We start from the raw sequence: 22,306 nt of genomic DNA on the forward strand, positions 1-22,306 counted from the left end.
GTTATAATTTACGAATGAACATTTGGCATGTTAGTAATAAAGTGTGGCCTTCAATACGTCTCTGGCGCATTGATAATGAGAATTTCCAGGTTAACGAAAAAGGAATTGTTTCAGCTATATTAACTAATCCTGCTTATTCTATAATCGATCAAAAATATTCTTGCTTACTAAGCAAACTTTCTGACCAGGTTTCTTTTACTAAAGTAAAAATATTTGACTACGTTCTTAAAACAGAATATCATAATTATATAGAACTAAAGATTAAGCATTCAATTGAACCGGAGACTATTCAAACTATAAATAGTGAGGGGCAAAAAATATTTAAGCGTGGAGGTGAAATTTTTGTATCCGGTGCATTGAAAGATGAATTTCTTACAATTTCCCGGGATGATTTTGATTTTGATCCCGGCTTTAGCTTTTTCGGATAATTAGTAGTAACCGCTTAAATATTTTTTTTCTTCAGATCGTAACAATTTGCAGGTTTATGAATAGATTATTTCTCCTTGTATTAATAGCATTCGCATCACCGTCTTTTGCCCAGCCAACAGCACCAGGGATATTCCGCATTACTTCATCATACACATCTTTCCCCGATACCGGCAGAGCAAATGGCCATACTTATGATAATGTTCTATACACTGCTGCAGAACATTATAATGACAGTAGCGTATTGATCATTGTTCCGCCAAAATTAAACACTAAAGCGCCTTTGGATATAATCGTATGGTTTCATGGCTGGAGAAATAATATTGACAGTGTGCCGGTACAGTTTGCTATTATTAAACAATTTATAGCCTCCAATCGTAATGCCATATTGATATTGCCCGAAACAACAAAAGATGCACCTGATAGTTATGGCGGCAAACTGGAGCAAAAGAATGTCTTTAAACTATTGCTGAACGATGTATTGAAAAAATTAAAGACAGAAAAGCTCATTGCTAAAAAAACTGAAGTGGGTGATGTAGTTTTAGCAGGGCACAGCGGTGCTTTCAGGGTAATGGCCCATATATTACAAAATGGCGCAGTAGAAGTAAAACAAACCATTTTATTTGATGCATTGTATAGCCAGACCGATAAGTTTATTAACTGGATAAAAGCTGATACAGCACACCAGTTCATCAACATCTATACCGATAATGGCGGAACCAATGCTGTATCTGCTGCTATGATGAAAGAACTGGATGAAAAAAATATTCCTTTTATTCATGCCGAAGAAAAAGATGTGGATGCAACTGTGCTTACAACAAATCATATAATTTTTATACACAGCAAAAAAGAGCACAATGATGTTATCAGCAGGCCCGATTACAATTTTCAGTTGTATATCCAAAACAGCCATGTATTAAAGTCAATATTCTGATCGGCAAACCACACCTGCAAAACTAAAAACTCTCCCTATCTTTGCCCTCCGAAATACCTGGCTATAAAAACCATCAGTATTGAAAAGTGTCAAGCAATTGTATTCAAATGTTATTGGCCTGCTGCGTACTAAACTCAGCAGGGTGCAGTTTATTATGGTAATTGCAACGCTTACAGGTTTTGTTTCGGGCTTGCTGGCGGTATTGCTAAAAACAATTGTACATTATTTGCAACACTGGATAAAAGAAATTCCCGTTACCCGTTTTGCGTATTTATTATTTCCTGCCATTGGTTTACTCATTACTGTTTTTATCATCCGTCATTTTTTTAAGGGACAAATAGAAAAAGGAATTGCCATGGTATTGAGGGCTATCGCAAGGCGGTCTTCATTCATTCCCTTAAATCATACTTACCTTCATGTGATCACCAGTTCCATTACGGTTGGCCTTGGAGGTTCTGTTGGTTTAGAAGCGCCGATTGTGGCAACAGGCGCTGCAGCAGGCTCTAATCTTTCCCGTATCAGCGATCTCAATTACCAGGAGCGAACGTTACTGATTGCCTGTGGTGCCGCTGCAGGTATCGCCGCAGTTTTTAATGCTCCTATTGCAGGTGTAATTTTTGCCATTGAGGTTTTACTGGCAGAAACTGTAGTAAGTTATTTTATTCCATTGATCATTGCATCCGTTGCCGGTGTGTTATGTTCAAAAATAATCCTGCACGAGAATTTCCTTTTCAATTTTGTATTGAAGCAAACTTTCGATTATAAAAATGTACCGTATTATGTTTTGTTAGGCATTATGGCAGGTTTTGTTTCCCTGTATTATGCCAGAACATTTAAGGCTACTGAAAAACGTATTCACCAATGGGGAATAAATGGCTACTTTAAGGCAGCTGTTGGCGGATTGCTATTACTGGCTATTTATTTTGTATTACCGCCTTTATTTGGTGAAGGATACGGCAGTGTTAAATTAGTAGCTGATGGCACGTTGAATACTTTTGCCGATAACACCACCCTCTTTGGTAAATTAGGCGAACACTGGGGCATCATTGCATTTACCGCACTTATTTTTTTATTTAAACCTATTGCAGCCGGCATCACCATCGGCAGCGGTGGCAATGGCGGTAACTTTGCGCCTTCTTTATTCAGTGGTGCTTACATGGGCTTCTTTTTTTCCAAACTCATCAACAGCACGCCATGGATCAAAATTCCTATTGGCAATTTTAGTTTGGTGGGTATGGCCGGTGTTTTAAGTGGTGTGATGTATTGCCCGCTTACAGCCATATTTTTAATTGCCGAAATTACCAATGGGTATGAGCTGTTTATTCCATTGATGATCGTATCGTCCATTTCTTTTTTTATTGTAAAAAGTTACGAGCCGTTTTCAATGGAAACAAAAAAACTGGCAATGGAAGGACAGATCTTCACGCAGAAAAAAGAAAAAAACATTCTTACCTCCATTCAAATTAACGATATGCTGCAGGATACTTACGACAGTATCGCTATCGATAAAAAATTAAAACAATTGGTAGAGATCATCAAACGCAGTGAGAAAAATATTTTTGCAGTAACTGACCGTAATGAAAAGTTTGCCGGCATTATTGAACTGAATGATATCAAACAAAAATTATTTCAACCGGAGTTGTTTGATACCATAACTGTAAAGTCGATGATGAAAAAACCTGCAACAGTTTTATACAACTACCAGGATATGCATTCCGTAATGGAGCAATTTGATATTACGCAAAGCTGGTACCTGCCCGTGCTGGATAAAGACAGGAAATTCATCGGCTTCATTTCCAAAACCAAACTTTTCAATAAATACAGGGAAATACTGGCTTCACAGGGAGACCTGTACGAAACGGAGTAACCAATGCCGAATTAATTAAATACGGCAGCCAGCTTTAAAAAGTGGACCTCTTTTGTAAAACAGTTTATCCTTACTGGATTTTTGCCATTGCTGCGCCAACAATTTTTAAAGTTTTTTCCTGTTGTACAAAAGCTATTATGGCCATATTTTCTTTTACAGCGGTCGGTGATGCGGCAAAATTAATTTCACCGGAAGCCGTTGCATTTTTACTGATCAGCTGGCGTACAATATTTTCATTACTCAAGGTACGTCCGCCGTTTTCACCACGTTTTATCATTGTGGTTTCCTGCAAAGCCACCAAAGCAACATTAATTATGCTACCGGCCAGGTCGCCTTCCAGGGTGTATTGTAACTGAATTGTTTTATCGGCATTGTACGTAGCAACTAAACTTTTAAAATTTATTTCTGCCTTTGAATGTAATGCCTTGTTCAAAGATTCCGATAAAGCACTTTTATCAGAACCCACAAACTGGTCTTTCCCGTTTACGATCATCTGCGGTGTATAGGCACCATCCAGTCCAAATACAGACACGTAATTATTTTGCCTTGCCGACCAGGCTGCACTGCTAAACGGATCAGCCCATCCTAAGCGGTTCCAGTAATCTACATGAAACGATAAAGCAAAAATATGCTTCCCTTCCTTTTTTGCATCATTAATGGTTTGTGCCAATAACGCATCTGCAGGCGGGCAACTGGAGCACCCCTGTGATGTAAATAATTCTATTACTGCTACAGGTTCAAACGCACCTTTATTGACAATTTGTTTTTCCGCCGGAAAGTCGGGTGATTTTTTAAACCCACATGCTATTGCAATAACAGCAATTAATGTAAAGGCACTGAATAGTTTACATTTCATACCATTTACTTTTTAAAGTTGCCTTTAAATTCCTTTCTGAACTCCAGGTAATCGGGTATCGAAACATTTTGCACATACCCGTTTTCAGGATGATGGTAAATATATTCCTGGTGATAGTCTTCTGCAGGGTAAAAAATCTTGTAAGGCAATACCTGAGTAACAATCTTGTGACTGTATTTTTTTGAATCGTTTATCCTTTTAATTTCCGCATCAATAATTTGTTTCTCCCTGTCGTTTTGGTAAAAAGCTACCGAACGGTACTGTGTGCCTTCATCGTTACCCTGCCTGTTTAATTCAGTGGGGTCCATGCTGGCGAAAAAAGCTTTCACCAAAGTTTCGTAGGATATTTTTGTGCTATCGTAATAAACCTGCACTACTTCTGCGTGGCCTGTACTACCCGTACATACTGTTTCATAATCCGGTTTGGCAACAGTACCGCCGGCATACCCTGATACAGCATCCCTTACTCCCACCAAACTCTGAAAAACAATTTCTGCATGCCAGAAACAGCCCTCGCCAAATACTGCCACAGCTTCATTGGCCGATTTTATTTTTGAGCCAAGGGGTATTTTTACATTACTACTGCTTTGTGATTGTGCACAGGAAGAAAAGATAACCAGTGCAATGATGGCAAATACATTTTTCATCAGCTTATTATTTTACCTATTTACAAAATAATTGGCGGTAAGGTTTTATAAGGGCTGTAAAACAATGTTAAAACAAAATAATAGTGGCTTATACTTCTTCCAGTATTACAAACGCCTGTTCCAGTGCTAAAGAATTTGCATAAAGCATCCTGATAAAATCTGGGCCCCATTTAGCATAAAATGGTGCCAGGTTTTCAATACGTTCCTGTAAATTATTATTGGGAAATAAGGCCGTTTTCAATTTATGCAACTGGCGTTGCTGTGCTTCAAACTTTTTCTTTTCGGCTCTCAGCATTTTCTTTTCTAAAGCGGCAATTTTTTTAAGGGCCTGTACCTGCAATGCTTCGGTATGTTTGGCCAGTGTTACATCCACGGCGCCGGAAACAAGTTTTAATTTTTCGTAGGCAGCATGTAAAAATTGTTTTTCGGTATCCAGGCTCAGTTGCAGATCGCTTTCTCTTTTTACAAAACTGTTCAGTAATTCCAGTTCGTCTTTAAATAGATCAGGAATGACAAACCCCAAATTTTTACTTTTTACAACCTGCTCTTTTTCCACGATCATGAAAGAATTGCGAAGCACTAAAACAGGATATGGCACGTTCACCGCTTCAAAAACTTTTTTTAACTCCAGCCAGTAAGCAATTTCACCTCCACCGCCGATAAATGCAATATTGGGCAATATCAATTCCTGGAAAACTGGGCGCAAAATTACATTGGCACTGAAACGTTCAGGATGCTGATGTAATTCTTCAAATACTTCTTCTTTTGAAAAAGCAATTGCGGTATCATGTACCTTATATATTCCTCCTTCCGCTTCTATCCTGTCTCTCCGGTCATCCTTTAAATAAAATAAATTCAGTTCCCTGCCACTTGCCTGCACCTTATATGCAGGTGGAAATGCAGCTACAGTTGCTGCAACTGCTGTATGAGAAAACGCTTCGTTCAATTCTTTTTCTACTACAGGAATGAACAGCGATTTTAATGCAGCGTCATCCGGTAACACAACCAGCACACCATAATCTTTAAAGAGTTCGTTCACTAATTTAAACGTAGCCTGTTCAATCGTTATGCCTTCTTTGTAACAGGCTTTCATGGTATCAATAATTGCTGCGCCAAAAGGATGAATCAAAACCTGCCCCGCAATACCATCAATTAGTTTGATCAGGGCCTTATCTACTTTCATTCTGCCCACGGCTCCGGTCTGACTGGTTTGCCATTCGTATTTTTCTCCGTTCACAAATACATGCCCCAGCTCATCCAGGTCAGCATCTTCACTGCCCATATAATATACCGGCACAAAATTATTTTCGGGTAATTGTTTTTTAAATGTTTCGGCCAGTTTTACCGTGTGTAAAATTTTGTACACAAAATACAAATGACCGGTAAAGATATTGGGTTGGTGCGCCGTAGTGATGGTAAACGTAGTATCTGCAAGCAGCGCAGTAATATTGGCTTTTACTTTTTCAGTGGTTGCAATAGTAGCGTACTGTTTTGTCAGTACATCAACTAATGCTTTTCTGTTGGTGGGATATTTTTTTCTTTCTTCAATAGCTTTTTTTATCCCCTCTGTAGTTGGGGCAAAAGAAAGAAACGGCTGTAGTTGTTGTGACTGATCAACATAATCACTCACAAGCTTACTAAAAAAACCAGTAGACTGATAAGGTATATTCCGGGCTGAAAAATTCATTGTACACTTTAAATTCAAAGTTCAAAATACAAACGTTTCAATACTATTTACACCACCTCTCCCTCAATATCATAATCATAAGCCTTTGTTATTTTCACATTCACAAAATCGCCGATGATCAGTTTCTTTTTACTTTCTATAATTACTTCATTATCCACTTCCACACTATCAAATTCGGTACGGCCCAGATAACGACCTGCTTCTTTTTTATCAATCAACACCTTAAAGGTCTTACCTACTTTTTCCTGGTTCTTTTCTAAAGAAATCTCCTGCTGCACTTCCATTATTTCCTGCGCCCTTTCTTCTTTTTCTTCTGCAGGTACGTCATCAATTAAATCATGGGCACTGGTTCCTTCCTCATGGCTGTATGTAAAAATACCCACCCTGTCGAAACGCATTTTTTGCAGGAACATTTTTAATTCTTCCACATCATCTCTCGTTTCACCGGGAAAACCTGCTATCAATGTTGTGCGTAAGCAAATATCAGGCAGCTTATTTCTGATAGCGCCTACAAGGTCTTCCATTTCTTCTCTTGTAATCTGTCGTTTCATTGCTTTCAGCATATTATTGGCAGCATGTTGCAATGGCATATCGATGTAATTACAAATATTCTCTCTTTCTTTTATCGCATCAATTATTTCCAACGGAAATTTTGAAGGATAGGCATAGTGTAAACGTATCCACTCCAACCCTTTTACATCCGCAAGCGCATGTAACAATTTTGGCAATTCTCTTTTCTTATAAATATCCAAACCGTAATAGGTAAGCTCCTGTGCAATCAGCATTACTTCTTTTACACCACGGTCTACCAAACGTTTGGCTTCATCCACCAATGATTCAATCGGCCGGCTTACATGTTGCCCTCTCATTAAAGGAATAGCGCAGAATGAACAAGTGCGGTTGCAACCTTCACTGATCTTCATATACGCATAATGCTGTGGTGTATACAGTAACCGTTCACCAATTAGATCGGCTTTGTAATCGGCATTAAATTGTTTCAGCATGCCCTGCAATTCCATGGTACCAAAAAATGCATCCACTTCGGGTATCTCCTCTTCTAAATTATTTTTGTAGCGCTCACTCAGGCAGCCCGTAACATACACTTTATCCAGCTTGCCTTTTTTCTTTAACTCCACCTGGTCTAAAATGGTATTGATGCTTTCTTCCTTTGCTTTTTCAATAAAGCCACAGGTATTTACAATTACAATGTTATGGTCCTTTTTCGCATTCTCATGTACCACATCAATTTCATTGGCAATCAGCTGGCCGCTAAGTACTTCGCTGTCCACCATATTCTTACTGCACCCCAGCGTAATGATGTTTACCTTATCCTTCTTTATAGTTTTTGTCTTCATAATTAATGTGGGCAAAGGTAAGAAGAAAGTTGATGAAGGGAGGTTTGAAAAACTTACTATTCAGGCACGGGGTTGGGCCAGGGCTATTATTGTGTTTAGGACTTAAAGATCACTATTTATACGTATAAACCCATGCCCTCATGCGGCTTACCTATCACAGCCTGCTATTCACCGACATTTTAGCGATAGTGGCCTAATGTTACTTTCCTGCTGTAAAACGTAACAATAAATTTGTGTTATAAATCTTTTACGCGTAACAGTTTTCATTAACCATTCATCACTAAAAAAAGCCGTTTGATGCAGTATGACAATTTAATTACAATTGATAAAAACTACATTTGCGGCGAAACATTAAAGTATATTGCCATGAAACAAAAACTACTGCTTATTGCAGCCGTAATCCTATTATCGGCCTTTCAGATTAAGGCCCAGAATGCAACAAAAATTACCGGCCAGGTTAAAGATGCTACCGGCAATGCCGTAGCTGCCGCAACGGTAACCTTACACAATGCCAAAGATTCCAGCCTGGCAAAAACCGCAGTTACCAGCAATAGCGGTACGTACGAAATGCCTGCTGTTAAGGCGGGTAAGTATTTTATCAGGGCTACAGCCGCCGGCATGCAAAAAGCCAGTTCACCTGCCTTTGAAGTTACGGATGGCGAAACAGCTACAGCTCCCTCCGTTACATTAAAACCTGCAGAAAAAAGCCTGCAGGGCGTAACCGTTACCAGCCAGAAACCAATGGTTGAAGTAAGGGCAGATAAAATGATCGTTAACGTAGAAGGTACTATCAATGCCGTTGGTAATGATGCATTGGAATTATTGCGTAAATCTCCGGGGGTTATTGTGGATAAAGACGATAATATCACCCTTTCCGGTAAAAATGGTGTGCAGATCTATATTGATGGCAAGCCAAGCCCGCTTTCAGGTGCAGACCTTGCTGCGTATTTAAAATCATTGCAATCTTCGCAGATCGAATCAATAGAACTGATCACTAACCCTTCTGCAAAATATGAAGCAGCAGGAAATGCAGGTATTATCAATATCAAATTAAAGAAAGACAAAACCATTGGTACCAACGGTAATGTGAACGCAGGCTACAACATTGGCACTTATGCCAAATACAATGGGGGAATAGCACTTAACCACCGTAATAAAAAAATGAACCTGTTTGGTAATTACAACTATAACCAGGGTTTAAATGAAAGCAACTTCAGTATATACAGGACACAAAAAGATACCATTTTTGATCAGAAGAGCAGGATCACCCAAAACAATAAATACGGTCATAATTTTAAAACAGGTGTGGATTTCTTCATCAACAAAAAAAGCACCTTCGGTGTTGTTGTTAACGGTAATGTTTCGGCCAGTGATATTATTACAGAAGGCCCGATGAAGATCATTTACAAGCCAACAAATACGCTTAGCCGCTTATTACTGGCCAATGGTGATAATGCCACCACACGCAGTAACATGAACTTTAACTTAAACTATCGTTATGCAGTTACCGGTGGTTCCGAATTGAATCTTGATGCAGATTATGGTTTCTTTAATTTACGTACACACCAGTACCAGCCCAACGATTATTATGATGGTGCTACCAATGTAAAGCTCAACAGCAATATTTACCGCACGGTATCACCTACCGACATCGGGATTTTTGCTATAAAAGGTGATTATGAACAAAACTTTAAAAAAGGCCGCCTGGGCTATGGCGGAAAGGTAGGTATTGTAAATACCGATAATGATTTTGCCCGCTGGAACATCTTCAACAATAACACAGAAGTATATGATACCGCTTCCAGCAATCGTTTCCGCTACAACGAAAATATCAATGCAGCGTATGTAAATTTTAATAAGGCCTACAAAGGATTTTTTATACAGGTTGGTTTACGTGCCGAGAATACTACTTCCGAAGGAAGAACAACCGGGTTTAAAAATGTAGCGCCTCAATTTACAACACCGGTGTATGTACCGCTTGATACCACTGTAAAAAGAAGTTACACCGACTTCTTCCCAAGTGGTGCCATTACGTTCAACAAAAACCCGATGAAACAATTTGGTTTTACTTTCAGCCGCCGTATAGACAGGCCTGTTTACCAGGACCTTAATCCGTTTGAATTTAAGATCAATGACTATACTTACATGAAGGGTAATACACAATTGAGGCCGCAGTATACCAATAGCGTAGGTTTCACCTATACCTACAAATACAGGCTGAACACTGGTTTAAACTACAGCCATGTTAAAGATATTTTTGCACAGATACCGGATACACTGGGTTCAAAAAGTTTTCTCACTAAAAAGAACCTTGCTACACAGGATATTGTAAGCCTTAATGTAAGCTATCCTTTCCAGAAGAAATGGTACAGCTTCTTTGCTAATGTAAACAGTTATTATTCCAAATACAAAGCAGATTATGATGGCGGAGACCGTAAGATAAATTTAGATGTGGTAGCCGTAAGTTTCTTTATGCAAAACTCTTTCAATTTAGGTAAAGGGTATAAAGCAGAATTAAGTGGTTTCTACAATTCCCCTGCAATTTACCAGGGTACCATTAAAGCCCGTGGGCTGTACAGTATAGATGGTGGTATACAAAAAACCATCTTCAAAGGTATGGGTAACCTTAAAGCCTCTGTAAGCGACATGTTTAAACTATTGCGTTTTAAAGGATCATTGGATTATACAGGACAACACAGTGATGTACTGGCACATTGGGAAAGCCGCCAGTTTAAATTAAACTTCAGCTACCGTTTTGGTAACAGCCAGGTAAAAGCTGCCCGCCAGCGTAAGGAAGCTATTGAAGAAGAAAACAAACGTTCGCAGCAAAGCAGTGGCGGAATGGGTGTGGGAGGCAATTAAGATTTTGTTTGTTTTAATTATAATAAAGCCGCTTCTGTACAGGAGCGGCTTTTTAAATAATCATGCTTGTGTTGTTATTGAACCCGGTTTCTCCTTTATACAATTATAATATCCCCGGGATTAAAAAAGAAGGAGGCATTTTCTACCAATACCGCTTCCTTTTCTCGCCTGGTAACAAGGCCTCTTGTATCAGGTGTTGTCCATAAACGTTTCATCGATCTTATTTCTGCAGCTATACCCTCCAGGTCTTCGCTGGCAACAAGTGCTACAATATTTTTCATCTCCCTTCTTCTCTCTCCGTTTAAACCTGCACCACGGTTATATACAACCGAAAGTAAGGCCGCCTGTGCATCGGGAGGCAATGCGGCCACACCGGGATAAACAGCTCTTGTGGATCTTGCATAACCGGGCATTGAGTTCATATAAAAAACTGCTTTTGCCGCTTCGTAGGGTATTGATATCGACCTGATACCGCCCACATTATTTGCCAGCGCATCTCTTGCGGCAAGCCCTTTTAACCCTGCCACCGATTGTAGTGTATTGATCTCTGTTATACTTAAAAAGTCTGCCCAATCGCTTTGTATGCCTGCTGCAGTTTCAAAACCCAGGTCATAACCGATACCAATAGTAATACCGCTTTCACTCTTAGGCCAGATAGGATTTTTATATTTCAGGTTATAAGCTGCTTCGCCTGAAACTTCACTTTGAATAATAAGGTCAAGCCCTTTTTTTGAAACGATCATTGATGCCCCCGGTGGTATAGCAGGTAAAGCACTGCTTACAAAAAACTCCAGTCTTGTAGTGGTATTTACGCCAAAAATGGTATCTATCTTTGTACCACTGAAACCTAACTTTTTTTGTATGGCTTGCTTTTTTGCCTGCATGCTGTCATCACCAGGCAGCAACTGCATAATGCTTACCAGGCGGTCAATCGTCGCAACATCATACTCGCCGGTAGCTGCAACACCAATTATTTTTTGAATGGCTTTTATACGTGGGCTTAAATCTGTTGGCATACCCTGTTAAATTTTATATGTTACTATTTACCTACAAGCTTTTCATAGCTTTTGATAATGCATTAAAGTTGGCTTTCACATTCATAAAACCAAGAACATTTCCGTTCCCCGGATCATATTTAATTTCAAGCGGTATCCAGATGTCATTCATAATTCTTACCCTTACTATACCATTAAAAGTGAGGTTGTCTTTTTTTTCGTTGGAGTAAATACCTTTAAAAATATGGTTATAGCTGCCGCTGAATTGAAATTCCACTAAAGATTGCTGGTTAAATTTCGATTTCAATACCCAGTTAAGTCCGGGTTCAAAAGTAAAAATGCTGCGTTTTAAATCCCTGCCGGCTGTAGCGGTATCATCTGCAAAATTTACATTTGTTCTTATATTCAGTTCTACATTGCTGGCCCTGCCGGGGTCAATTATTCCTTTTAAAAGCTGGGAGGAAATTACAATATTAGAAAACATGAATTGATCCTGGTAAGTGGTATCTGCTATACCGGCCGTCCACAATAATTTATTCTGAAATATTTTTTTAAGGCTGTCGAAACTTTGTTGAGAAGCCGCACGGATATTTGTGGACGGATCAAGTTGTATAAGGTTTAAAAAATGATTGGCATTGGATTGCTTTGCCAGCCTGATGATAAGGTGCTGCGCACTTGTATCAAGATCATCAAAATTTACGGTACTGGAATCTGTAAAAATGGAAGTATAAATTTTTCTCATCTTCTTTTTTTCATCCGCATCAGCAATAGTAGCGATATACCCGTTGAAGGAATCGTTGAGCCTGTTAAATTCACCATTGCTGTTATAGGCCGATGTAAGAAAAGCTCTCGATACAGTGATATCCCTTTTATTAATGATGGCATAATTTACGGATGATGTAAATCCATTGAACCGGTAAGAGGTATCCAGTCTTCCTGCAAAAGAGAAGTTGAGTTTTCGTAAATTTCTGTACTTGTAATAATTCGTGTCCACCATTAGCGCCGGGTTCATTTTTGCCATTACGGCAAAGGGGTTTGATGTAAACTTCAATTCTTTTTTGGCACCGGTAAGATTATTAAACGCCAGCTGAAAAAAACTACTCAGCACATCTTTATAATTGCCGGTAGCAAGTGAGTCGGCGGTGAGTGGCGTAAAGGGTTTTAATTGCTGGCCTGTACATACATTACAAACAAAAATAAATATAACGGGTACCCATATTTTTTTTAGCTGCGGCATATTTTTTACAATTAATAATTACAGGATATCGAAGCCAAAATTGATATTGCCGGCAGAAAATTTTACCGGCGTAACAGGATCTGTACTTACATCTACATTAATAACTACAGCACCGGTGCAGGCACCATTAACAGAAATAGCATCTCCTGTACTGGCATTGTTGAAGATGATAGTGCCACTGGTATTTACACTATCGTGCCCGATTATTGCCCCGGTTAAATGTTTAAATAATGTTGCTGTAAGGTTGCCTATACCGGCTGTAAAAGTTACTGTAACTGTAGCCGGTTTGCCTGCTACAGGTGTGGCAACATCAGCAATTGCTGCCGCGGCGGCTCCTCTCAGTAAAGGCTTTACGGTGCTGTCACTTTTTTTTGCAGGCACTTTTTTTTGGGCCTTCTTTTTTTTAATTGCCATAATCATTATCAGTTAAAAGGTATGCAGGTCCTTTGATGATGACACTTTTCAAAAAACCTGGAAAATTAATTTGCTTTGCATGATAATATATCTGTTCCAGAAATACCCACGTATTTTTACCTGTACCTGTTGCAGGTATTACATGTTGCCGGTAAAAAATAGTAGATTAACTAATGCTGAAGAGTAGGTTCTCTAAGGAATGAAATTTAAAACAAACGTAATGCGTTCATTTTACAAATGCAAGTAAATAAGTATAATTTTTAAAGAAAGATTTATGCGCCGGGATTAAAAAGGCCATCAACAAACAATTGTTTATTAAAAACCAAAAGGTCTTGCGCCTTTTCGCCCACACCAATAAATTTTACAGGAATTTTAAACTGGCTGGCAATGGCCAATACCACACCACCTTTTGCCGTACCATCTAATTTGGTGATCGCAAGCGCCGTAACATCTGTTGCTGCAGTAAAATGTTTGGCTTGTTCCAATGCATTTTGCCCGGTACTGCCATCCAGCACCAGCATCACTTCGTGTGGCGCATCAGGAATAACTTTTTGTATCACCCTTTTTATTTTGGTGAGCTCATCCATTAAATGAGCTTTATTATGCAGCCGGCCTGCGGTATCAATAATGATCACATCCACATTTTTTGCAACGCCGCTTTTTACAGTATCAAATGCTACTGATGCAGGATCGCTGCCCATTTCTTTTTTTACAATATCCACACCGGTTCTTTCGCTCCAGATGGTTAACTGGTCAACTGCTGCCGCTCTGAAAGTGTCTGCAGCGCCAAGCAATACGGATTTACCTGCCTTGGAAAAATTATGCGCCAGTTTACCAATGGTGGTGGTTTTGCCAACGCCATTTACACCCACTACTAAAATGATATGGGGTTTATGCCCTGCCGGTAATTCATAATCTTCGTAATTGGTATCCTGCGGGGCAGTAACTAAAATATTCTGGATTTCTTCTTTAAGGATGCGGTTAAGCTCAGATGTATTCAGGTACTTATCCTTAGCCACACGCTTTTCAATCTGGTCAATAATTTTCACCGTGGTTTCAATACCCACATCCGCACTTACCAATGCATCTTCCAGGTCGTCCAGTACTTCGGTATCAACGGTACTTTTACCGGCAATGGCTTTGGTTATTTTACTGAAAAAGCCTTCCCGGGTTTTTTGTAATCCCTGCTCTAAACTTTCCTGCTGTTGTTTTTTACCAAAGAGTTTATCAAAAAGTCCCATAAATGTTGATGATTAATTATTATCCGCTGTAAAATTAAAGCTTTTAAATTAAGCCTGTGGCTTATTTAGGGTTAGCCACGGATTACCTGGATTTGCACGGATAGATACAATGGAATAAAATAATCCGTATTAATCTGTGTAATCTGTGGCCAGATTCTTTGTGGCCAATTCTTGTAAATAAAGAAAGCCTCCCGGTAATGGGGAAGCTTTAAAATATTTTATTGTACGCAAGAAGATCTTAGTTAGCTAAAAAATCTTTGATCTTGTCTTTGTGAACGATCTGCTCTTTAAAAGTGTAGGCACCTGTTTTAGGGCTACGTACAGTACGTATCACTTTAGTCCAGTTCTTTGCGTCTGCTGCCGCTTTGGTATCTTTGATCTTAGCGTTCTTTGATGCTGCTTTTGCCATTGTATTTTGTTTATTGGTTAATTAGTTTATTGGTTTACCTGTTTTACCAGGTTAACTTTTACACAAATCAACGTTATTATTTAATTTCTTTGTGAACAGTAACTTTCTTAAGAATCGGGTTGAATTTCTTCAACTCCATTCTTTCAGGTGTGTTCTTTTTGTTTTTAGTAGTAATGTAACGGCTTGTGCCTGGTTTACCACTTGTTTTATGCTCGGTACATTCTAAAATAACCTGCACCCTGTTGCCTTTCTTTGCCATTGTTGTATTGTTTATTAGTTAACTGGTTAATTCGTTTATCCGGATTAACTATTAACAGATTGACGTTTAGATTTTTTCTCCAGCAGCACGTAATCCTTTAACTACGCTCATCAAACCATTTTTATTAATGGTTCTGATTGCTTCGGAAGATACTTTTAAAACAACCCATTTATCTTCTTCTGCAAGAAAATAACGCTTGGTTTGCAGGTTAGGTAAAAACCTGCGTTTTGTTTTAATGTTAGAATGCGAAACCTTATTTCCGGTAATCGGCTTCTTTCCTGTAACCTGACATACTCTAGCCATTGTACTAATTTTTTGGACGGCAAAGGTAAGATTTAAAATGGATTTCCGACACTTAAATCAGATTAATTTTTGATTTTAGCCCTAAAAATACCCACAAGTGCTTCAAAACTGTTAATAATCTACCTTTAAGCCATGAATACAAAGATACCAACCTTACTGCTGACAATAGCAAGCTGCCTGATTTTCAGTGGTGTTATGGCCGCACCACCCATCGCCCTGCAAAAAGGAATGATCATAAAAACCTCGGTACAAATAAAAAAGGCCCGCTATCTTTTAAATGGCAGCGATTCCCTTAAAAGTCCAGTCATCATCATTGAAGGCGATAATATTACGGTGGATTTTAATAACGCAGAGCTTCATGGAAGCAATGACAAAGCCTACCCCAACGAATTTTACGGTCAGGCGATACTGGTAAAAGGCAATAATATCACTATTAAAAATGCACACGTCTCGGGTTATAAAGTGGCGCTGATGGCCAATGGCTGCAAAAACTTAACAATCGAATACTGCGATTTCAGTTATAATTACCGCCAGCAATTGCAAAGCACCTGGCTGAGCGAAGATGTGAGCGACTGGATGAGCTACCACCACAACGAGAATGATGAATGGCTGCGTTATGGTGCCGGTATGTATTTAAAAGATTGCAATAACGCTACTATTCAGCATAATACTATCACCGGCGGTCAATGTGCATTGATGCTGATGCGCTGCAATGATGGCCTGATCAACGACAATGATTTTTCTTTTAACTCCGGTATTGGCATTGGCATGTACCGCAGCAGCCGCAATAAAATTTTGCATAATAAATTAAACTTTAATGTTCGTGGTTACAGCCATGGTATCTACAACCGTGGGCAGGATAGCGCAGGTATCCTGGTGTTTGAACAATGTAACGATAATGCATTTGCCTATAACAGTGTAACCCATGGTGGCGATGGATTTTTTTTATGGGCCGGGCAAACTACCATGGATACAGGAGAAGGCGGGTGCAATGGAAATGATTTGTACAGTAACGATTTTTCCTACGCCCCTACTAACGGTGTAGAAGTTACCTTCAGCAGGAATTATATAATTGACAACAGGATCATTGAATGCGATAATGGTATCTGGGGTGGCTATAGTTTTAGGTCAAGAATTGGCGGCAACATATTCGCAAAAAATACCACCGCCATATCAATTGAACACGGCAACAATATTTATATAAATCAAAACCATTTTGACGGTAATAAAACCGCTATAAAACTTTGGGCTAAAAAAGAAGAACCATCTGATTGGGGTTTCCCAAAAAAGAACAATACTGCAAGCAGGGTTTATGAAATTTGTAATAATGAGTTTAAAAACAGTACCACTGTCTTTAATATAAAAAACACAGACAGTCTTCGACTTTGTAAGAATAATATAGATTCCGGAGATTATTCCGGCTACTTAAAAGAACCAACTAACAGTAATATTTCCTCTTATGCTAATGGCCCAAATGAAGATGCTGATTTTGGACATCAAAGAATTACTCATGTTGATGCAGCTCTTATGACGAAACTAAAAATTTCCGACCAGCTTCCAAACGAATTCCTCCCCGGCCGCAAAAACATCTACATCACCGAATGGGGACCTTACGATTTCCACTACCCTATCCTGTTCTTAAAAAAAATTGACAGTAATACTATTTATCATTTTGATGTACTGGGGCCCGGTGGCAAGTGGAAAATAAAGAACACCAATGATGTAAGCGGTATTTCAATAAACAGTGGCATTTTTCCTGCAGAAATAACTGCACAAAAAACCGGCGATGATGTTCAGATAATAATGGAATACACAGGCCCTGCATTTAAAGACCAATTTGGTAAACTACAAACCGCAACAAATCCTTACACATTTACTTTCAGGGATTACAAGCCGGTTATGAACTGGAATGTAAATTGGTTTAGCTGGGATGCGGCACATAATCCCAATAAAGATTATAAAGTATTTAAGGATTTTATTACAACAGGCACACCTGTTAAAACTGAAACCGCAAAACAAATAAATTATACCTGGTGGGGTGCTATTGGCAAACAATTACCGGCTGATAGTTTTGCTACTGTTGCTACCACTACCGTCAACGTAAAAAAAGGAAAATACAGGATTGGTGTAACAGCTGATGACCTCGTAAAAGTTTTTATCGATGGTAAATTAGTCATCGATTTTTGGGATGCTGCAAAATATGTGAATGATGAAGACGCACACCATAGTGCTATTGTTTCGCTCAACGGCAAACACGAGATCAGGATTGAACAGGTAGAAAATTCCGGTTACGCCACACTAATATTTTCACTGAAGCCTTTATAAAGCAGGAGTCTTATAATTTTTAGTCTGGTGATAGACACGGTACATCTGTAATATCACGGCCAGTAATATCAGGCCCACACCAATATAAAACTGGTAATGCAGTGATTTATTTTCTTTAAAAAAAACAAATGCCATAATGATGCCATACACCGGTTCTAAATTATAAGTGAGATTGGCCGTGAAGGCCGATATTTTTTTAAGTGCATTCAATTGCAGATTGAAACTAAGTACCGTGCAAAACCATCCCAGTATCAGCAAACATACCCAGTCGCTTGCCGTAGGCCAGTAATAGGCAGCCGGAAATTCCAGGTTATACAACGGTACCAGCAATGTTGCTGCAATCAGGCCGCCGCCCATTTCGTACAATGTAATGGTTTGCGGCGCAAATCTTTTTGTAAATTCTTTATTGAAGATGGGGAACAAGGCACTGCCCAATGCCGCTATTATCCCTAATGCAATGCCCAGTTTATATTGCGGGTGAAAATCAAAAATGATATAGATGCCTGCAATGGTAAGCAACCCCAGCAGCACTTCAATTACTACAACCTGCTTTCTTAAAATCAGCGGCTCCAGCAAAGACGTAAAAAAGCCCGTAGCACTAAAACAAACCAATGCCAGCGATGCATTGGCATAATTGATGCTGCCGTAAAATGTTATCCAATGAATAGCAACAATGGCACCTACACCTAAAAACTTCAACGCATCTGTTGCAGAAATTTTTACCAATTGCTTCTTATACATCATGATGGCAAATAGCGTAACCACGGTTATTAAAAGCCGGTACCACACCAATAATCCCTCATTAAGGTGTATTAATTTACCCAGTATGGCGGTAAAGCCAGCTAAAAAAACAGCGATGTGCAATTGAATGAGGGCTTTCTTCATTAACCCAAAGATAAGGGTATACCCTTCTTTCTGATATAGCAATACTTTTGTAATGCTTTTTAATAGTATTGACTGTAAAGGTGGGTACTACAGCCGTAGCAACGTCGTAACAAAGCCGCAGCAAAGCCGGCATTACTCCGTATAAAAGCTATGTTATACTACTACCGGCCACTGTTTTATGCTGCATTACTTATTATTACCAATATAAATAACACCGAAAATCTATAAATATTGGTTAACGGTAAAACTCTAAACGGTAAACATATTATATTTGCCAACTTATAACCAATAACTATATGAGTTTTAAACGTATTAACAACATTACCGGCTGGCTGGTTTGCATCATTGCTTGTGCTGTGTATATTATGACGATGGAAGCTACCGGCAGCCTTTGGGATTGCGGTGAATTTGCATCCAGTGCCTATAAACTACAAATTCCGCATCCGCCGGGAGCTCCGCTTTTTGCGCTGATCGGCCGTATATTCATGTCTCCTTTCGGCCCACACCATGCAGCTACAGGCATTAACCTGATGAGCGCACTGGCAAGTGGTTTCACTATATTATTCCTGTTTTGGAGTATCACCCATTTTGGCCGTAAAATAGTTACTAAAAACGGCGCAGAACTAACTACCGAAAAGATATTTGCTGTAATGGCTGCCGGTGTGGTTGGCGCTTTGGCCTATACTTTTTCTGATTCTTTCTGGTACAGTGCTGTGGAAGGCGAGGTTTATGCCATGTCTTCATTCTTTACTGCTATTGTATTCTGGGCCATCCTTAAATGGGAGCAAAGTGTTGATGAGGAAGAAGCACAAGGCATCAGGGGCCACTTTACCAGGGCCGACCGCTGGATCATTGTATTATTTTATTTGGTGGGATTAGGCGTAGGTGTGCATTTACTGATGATATTAACTATTCCTGCAATTGTAATGGTGTACTATTACAAACGTTATAAAGTAACCAACTGGGGCGTATTCTGGGCATTTTTAACCGCCTGTATCATTACAGGTTTTATACAAAAAGCGGTTATACAATGGACCATTAAAGGTGCCGGAAATTTCGATATCCTTTTTGTAAACAGTTTTGGCCTGCCATTCTTTTCGGGCTTTGCCTTTTTCTTTGTGCTGCTTGCGGTTTTAATATATGCAGGCCTGCGCATTGCCAAAGCTAAAAACTGGAATTTTTTAAAACTGGGGTTATGGAGTTCTGCCTTTATGGTACTGGGTTGCTTCTCATCTTATTTTACTACCATGGTACGCAGTAATGCAGATCCATCTGTAGATATGTATAATGTTGATAACCCGGTAAACCTGGTGGGCTATTTAAGCCGTGAACAATATGGCGACTGGCCTATTTTATACGGACAGGATTTTACAGCCTCTCCTTCGGACAGTAAGATAACAGAAACCTATATTAAAAGTAATGGCCGGTACGAAAAGAACGGCAGAAAAATAGAATACACTTATGCCGCTGAGGATATGCACCTGTTTCCACGCATGTGGGACCAGAGCAATGACCAGGGGCATGCTGATTATTATGCCGGATGGATGGGACTGGATCAAAATGCCAATGGCACTTTTAAAAGAGGCCCCAACGGTAAATACATGCGTAATGGTTCAGAAGAAGATGCGAAGCCTACCATGGCCGAAAACATCGGCTTTGCATTCAGCTACCAGTTAGGCTGGATGTACCTGCGTTATTTTATGTGGAATTTTGCCGGTAAACAAAACGATTTACAGGGCGTATACATGGGTAACGTACGTGATGGTAACTGGAAAACGGGTATTGGCATTTGGGACAGGTTAAGATTGGGAGACCAGAATACCATGCCCGACAGTTTAAAGAAAAACAAAGCCAATAATAACCTGTATGCATTGCCACTGATATTGGGTTTGCTGGGTTTTGTTTACCAGGTTAAAAAAGATAAAAGAGATGCCTTTATAGTGGGCCTGTTGTTTTTATTAACCGGTGCCGCCATTGTGTTTTATTTAAACCAGGCTGGTAACCAGCCCCGTGAAAGGGATTATGCATTTGTAGGTTCTTTCTATGCTTTTGCCATATGGATTGGCCTGGGTGTTTTATATGTAAAAGACCTGTTTGGAAAATTTATTAAAGCGCCGGCAACTGCAGGTTATGTTGCTGCAGGCTTATGTACGTTAGCCGTACCAGTTATAATGGCCAGCCAGGAATGGGATGACCATGACCGCAGCCACAAGACCCTGGCGAGAGATCTTGCCATTGATTACCTGGAAAGTTGTGATAAAAATGCCATTGTAATTTCTTTTGGCGATAATGATACCTACCCGCTCTGGTATGCACAGGAAGTAGAAGGCATCAGAAGGGATATACGGGTTATCAACTCCAGCTTACTGGGTACCGATTGGTATATTAATCAGCTTCGTTACAAAGTAAATGAAAGCGACCCTATTGACCCGATATGGACAGCTAAGCAAATTGAGGGTTCTAACAGGGATGTTATTTATGCACCTGAAAGGATTTATGGTAATAACGCCGCTATGCTTAACGATTACAAAAAAAGATCCGGTGCTAATAAATTAGATGCCAACCAGGCTATGGACCTGTACACAATGATGAAGGATTTTGCGGGCAGCGACGACCCCAGCAAAGTTGAAAGAGGAACAGATGGAGATATCCTTAACATTTATCCAACCAGGAAGGTATCTGTACCTGTTGACGTGAATTTTGTAAAACAAAACGGAACAGTAAATGCAAACGACAGCGTGGTATCGGAAGTAGTATTTGACATACCGAAGAATATGATCTTTAAAAATGATGCCGCTGTTTTAAACATTATTGCAGCTAATAAATGGAAACGCCCGATATACTTTACTTCGGAACGTGCCGGCGATATTGGCATTGACAGGTATATCCGCCAGGATGGACTTACTTATCGTTTTGTACCGGTTTTAAACAGCCCGGTAAATAATGACTGGGTATACGATAAAATGATGAAGAAATTCCAGTTTGGTAATGCCAATGTAATGGGTGTATATTTTGATGAAGAGAACCGCAGGCACCTGAACAGTATCCGCCTGGCGTATGCACAGGCTGCCAGCAGTCTTGCCGATAATGGTCCGGAAGGAAAAGAGAAAGCAAGAAACATGCTGAATAAATGCGACCAGATGATGCTGGATGAAAATTTCCCTTATGGTATGGTAAGCAGGGGCCAGCAGCATAACTATTTTTCTTTGCTGATGATGCAGGCCGCCTATAAAGCTGATGACACGGTATTGGCCGCTAAAATATATAAGAGTGTTAAGACAGACCTTGACCAGACGGCAGCCTATTTAAATGAACTACCGGATAGCAAGCAGGAAAACATGGTATCTGAAATGCAGAGTGTGCAGCAGATGCAAATGATGATGATGCAGATTAAGAACCCAAGGCCTGTACAGCCTCCGGCTGGTGATATTCCCGGCTCGATTGAGGTGAAACCAGTAGCACCAAATGCCAAAGCTGCAGCAGACACGCAGAAAAAGAAAAAATAAAATATCAACTGCAATGATACTCCTCCGGAAATACTCCGGAGGATTTTTTATTTAACAAATGAACCAAACGCTTCACTCAAATGTTTCGTAATTTAGTA

18 protein-coding genes are annotated in these 22,306 nt (G+C 39.6%); 6 read left to right on the plus strand and 12 right to left on the minus strand.

Going from position 1 to position 22,306, the window contains the following annotated elements:
• Window positions 1-14 precede the first annotated feature (14 nt).
• From ACYVM0_RS07010 to ACYVM0_RS07020, 3 genes are all read left to right on the plus strand, one after another.
• Window positions 15-428 carry a hypothetical protein gene (locus tag ACYVM0_RS07010; protein ID WP_460554555.1) on the plus strand — a complete coding sequence of 138 codons (414 nt, stop codon included), beginning with the start codon at window positions 15-17 and terminating at the stop codon, window positions 426-428.
• Window positions 429-484: 56 nt separating this feature from the next.
• Window positions 485-1,360, plus strand: coding sequence for an alpha/beta hydrolase family protein (locus ACYVM0_RS07015; RefSeq protein ID WP_460554558.1), 876 nt, complete (start codon window positions 485-487; stop codon window positions 1,358-1,360).
• A gap of 79 nt (window positions 1,361-1,439) precedes the next feature.
• Entirely contained in the window at window positions 1,440-3,227 is a 1,788-nt protein-coding gene (locus tag ACYVM0_RS07020; RefSeq protein WP_460554560.1) for a chloride channel protein, read from the plus strand.
• 70 nt (window positions 3,228-3,297) lie between these two features.
• Here the strand turns inward: ACYVM0_RS07020 and ACYVM0_RS07025 are convergent, their stop codons facing one another.
• From ACYVM0_RS07025 to rimO, 4 genes are all read right to left on the minus strand, one after another.
• Window positions 3,298-4,083, minus strand: coding sequence for a DUF1223 domain-containing protein (locus ACYVM0_RS07025; RefSeq protein ID WP_460554562.1), 786 nt, complete (start codon window positions 4,081-4,083; stop codon window positions 3,298-3,300).
• Between the two features lie 5 nt (window positions 4,084-4,088).
• Window positions 4,089-4,730, minus strand: coding sequence for a peptide-methionine (S)-S-oxide reductase (gene msrA / locus ACYVM0_RS07030; RefSeq protein WP_460554564.1), 642 nt, complete (start codon window positions 4,728-4,730; stop codon window positions 4,089-4,091).
• 88 nt (window positions 4,731-4,818) lie between these two features.
• A complete protein-coding gene (bshC, locus tag ACYVM0_RS07035; RefSeq protein WP_460554566.1) occupies window positions 4,819-6,417 on the minus strand; it encodes a bacillithiol biosynthesis cysteine-adding enzyme BshC in 1,599 nt (532 codons plus the stop codon).
• Between the two features lie 47 nt (window positions 6,418-6,464).
• The gene (gene rimO, locus ACYVM0_RS07040) at window positions 6,465-7,772 is read right to left on the minus strand and encodes a 30S ribosomal protein S12 methylthiotransferase RimO (protein WP_460554568.1); all 1,308 of its coding nucleotides are present in this window, start codon (window positions 7,770-7,772) and stop codon (window positions 6,465-6,467) included.
• Window positions 7,773-8,069: 297 nt separating this feature from the next.
• Here rimO and ACYVM0_RS07045 point away from each other — a divergent pair, with 297 nt between their 5' ends.
• Entirely contained in the window at window positions 8,070-10,634 is a 2,565-nt protein-coding gene (locus ACYVM0_RS07045) for an outer membrane beta-barrel protein (RefSeq protein ID WP_460556299.1), read from the plus strand.
• Between the two features lie 95 nt (window positions 10,635-10,729).
• Here the strand turns inward: ACYVM0_RS07045 and ACYVM0_RS07050 are convergent, their stop codons facing one another.
• The 7 genes from ACYVM0_RS07050 to rpmB form a co-directional block, all read right to left on the minus strand.
• Window positions 10,730-11,650, minus strand: coding sequence for a hypothetical protein (locus ACYVM0_RS07050; protein WP_460554570.1), 921 nt, complete (start codon window positions 11,648-11,650; stop codon window positions 10,730-10,732).
• Between the two features lie 31 nt (window positions 11,651-11,681).
• Window positions 11,682-12,866 (minus strand): hypothetical protein, encoded by a 1,185-nt coding sequence (locus ACYVM0_RS07055; protein WP_460554572.1) that lies wholly within the window; start codon window positions 12,864-12,866, stop codon window positions 11,682-11,684.
• A gap of 18 nt (window positions 12,867-12,884) precedes the next feature.
• Entirely contained in the window at window positions 12,885-13,280 is a 396-nt protein-coding gene (locus ACYVM0_RS07060) for a hypothetical protein (RefSeq protein ID WP_460554574.1), read from the minus strand.
• Between the two features lie 272 nt (window positions 13,281-13,552).
• A complete protein-coding gene (ftsY, locus tag ACYVM0_RS07065) occupies window positions 13,553-14,521 on the minus strand; it encodes a signal recognition particle-docking protein FtsY (protein ID WP_460554576.1) in 969 nt (322 codons plus the stop codon).
• A gap of 238 nt (window positions 14,522-14,759) precedes the next feature.
• Entirely contained in the window at window positions 14,760-14,930 is a 171-nt protein-coding gene (locus ACYVM0_RS07070; protein WP_430989773.1) for a DUF4295 domain-containing protein, read from the minus strand.
• Between the two features lie 76 nt (window positions 14,931-15,006).
• Complete coding sequence (gene rpmG / locus ACYVM0_RS07075) at window positions 15,007-15,189, minus strand: 50S ribosomal protein L33 (RefSeq protein WP_430989772.1); 183 nt, start codon at window positions 15,187-15,189, stop codon at window positions 15,007-15,009.
• A gap of 66 nt (window positions 15,190-15,255) precedes the next feature.
• On the minus strand, window positions 15,256-15,492 hold the full coding sequence (gene rpmB, locus ACYVM0_RS07080) for a 50S ribosomal protein L28 (protein ID WP_430989771.1): 237 nt from the start codon (window positions 15,490-15,492) through the stop codon (window positions 15,256-15,258).
• 132 nt (window positions 15,493-15,624) lie between these two features.
• Here rpmB and ACYVM0_RS07085 point away from each other — a divergent pair, with 132 nt between their 5' ends.
• Window positions 15,625-17,817: a right-handed parallel beta-helix repeat-containing protein gene (locus ACYVM0_RS07085; protein WP_460554580.1), complete on the plus strand. Its 2,193-nt coding sequence runs from the start codon at window positions 15,625-15,627 to the stop codon at window positions 17,815-17,817.
• Here the strand turns inward: ACYVM0_RS07085 and ACYVM0_RS07090 are convergent.
• Window positions 17,812-18,702 carry a DMT family transporter gene (locus ACYVM0_RS07090; RefSeq protein WP_460554583.1) on the minus strand — a complete coding sequence of 297 codons (891 nt, stop codon included), beginning with the start codon at window positions 18,700-18,702 and terminating at the stop codon, window positions 17,812-17,814. The genes ACYVM0_RS07085 and ACYVM0_RS07090 overlap by 6 nt on opposite strands.
• 296 nt (window positions 18,703-18,998) lie before the next feature.
• Here ACYVM0_RS07090 and ACYVM0_RS07095 point away from each other — a divergent pair, with 296 nt between their 5' ends.
• Window positions 18,999-22,208, plus strand: a complete 3,210-nt coding sequence (locus ACYVM0_RS07095) for a glycosyltransferase family 117 protein (protein WP_460554585.1) — start codon at window positions 18,999-19,001, stop codon at window positions 22,206-22,208.
• Window positions 22,209-22,306: the final 98 nt, after the last annotated feature.

The organism is Ferruginibacter profundus (assembly GCF_054783275.1).

What these genes read in the sequence shown, in the direction of transcription:
- ACYVM0_RS07010 (WP_460554555.1), top strand. Translation starts at nt 15, where the DNA reads ATGAACATTTGGCATGTTAGTAATAAAGTGTGGCCTTCAATACGTCTC.
- rpmG (WP_430989772.1), bottom strand. Translation starts at nt 15,189, where the DNA reads ATGGCAAAGAAAGGCAACAGGGTGCAGGTTATTTTAGAATGTACCGAG.
- ftsY (WP_460554576.1), bottom strand. Translation starts at nt 14,521, where the DNA reads ATGGGACTTTTTGATAAACTCTTTGGTAAAAAACAACAGCAGGAAAGT.
- ACYVM0_RS07085 (WP_460554580.1), top strand. Translation starts at nt 15,625, where the DNA reads ATGAATACAAAGATACCAACCTTACTGCTGACAATAGCAAGCTGCCTG.
- ACYVM0_RS07045 (WP_460556299.1), top strand. Translation starts at nt 8,070, where the DNA reads ATGCAGTATGACAATTTAATTACAATTGATAAAAACTACATTTGCGGC.
- ACYVM0_RS07090 (WP_460554583.1), bottom strand. Translation starts at nt 18,702, where the DNA reads ATGAAGAAAGCCCTCATTCAATTGCACATCGCTGTTTTTTTAGCTGGC.
- ACYVM0_RS07070 (WP_430989773.1), bottom strand. Translation starts at nt 14,930, where the DNA reads ATGGCAAAAGCAGCATCAAAGAACGCTAAGATCAAAGATACCAAAGCG.
- ACYVM0_RS07015 (WP_460554558.1), top strand. Translation starts at nt 485, where the DNA reads ATGAATAGATTATTTCTCCTTGTATTAATAGCATTCGCATCACCGTCT.
- bshC (WP_460554566.1), bottom strand. Translation starts at nt 6,417, where the DNA reads ATGAATTTTTCAGCCCGGAATATACCTTATCAGTCTACTGGTTTTTTT.
- ACYVM0_RS07060 (WP_460554574.1), bottom strand. Translation starts at nt 13,280, where the DNA reads ATGGCAATTAAAAAAAAGAAGGCCCAAAAAAAAGTGCCTGCAAAAAAA.
- ACYVM0_RS07050 (WP_460554570.1), bottom strand. Translation starts at nt 11,650, where the DNA reads ATGCCAACAGATTTAAGCCCACGTATAAAAGCCATTCAAAAAATAATT.
- ACYVM0_RS07055 (WP_460554572.1), bottom strand. Translation starts at nt 12,866, where the DNA reads ATGCCGCAGCTAAAAAAAATATGGGTACCCGTTATATTTATTTTTGTT.
- rimO (WP_460554568.1), bottom strand. Translation starts at nt 7,772, where the DNA reads ATGAAGACAAAAACTATAAAGAAGGATAAGGTAAACATCATTACGCTG.
- ACYVM0_RS07095 (WP_460554585.1), top strand. Translation starts at nt 18,999, where the DNA reads ATGAGTTTTAAACGTATTAACAACATTACCGGCTGGCTGGTTTGCATC.
- msrA (WP_460554564.1), bottom strand. Translation starts at nt 4,730, where the DNA reads ATGAAAAATGTATTTGCCATCATTGCACTGGTTATCTTTTCTTCCTGT.
- rpmB (WP_430989771.1), bottom strand. Translation starts at nt 15,492, where the DNA reads ATGGCTAGAGTATGTCAGGTTACAGGAAAGAAGCCGATTACCGGAAAT.
- ACYVM0_RS07025 (WP_460554562.1), bottom strand. Translation starts at nt 4,083, where the DNA reads ATGAAATGTAAACTATTCAGTGCCTTTACATTAATTGCTGTTATTGCA.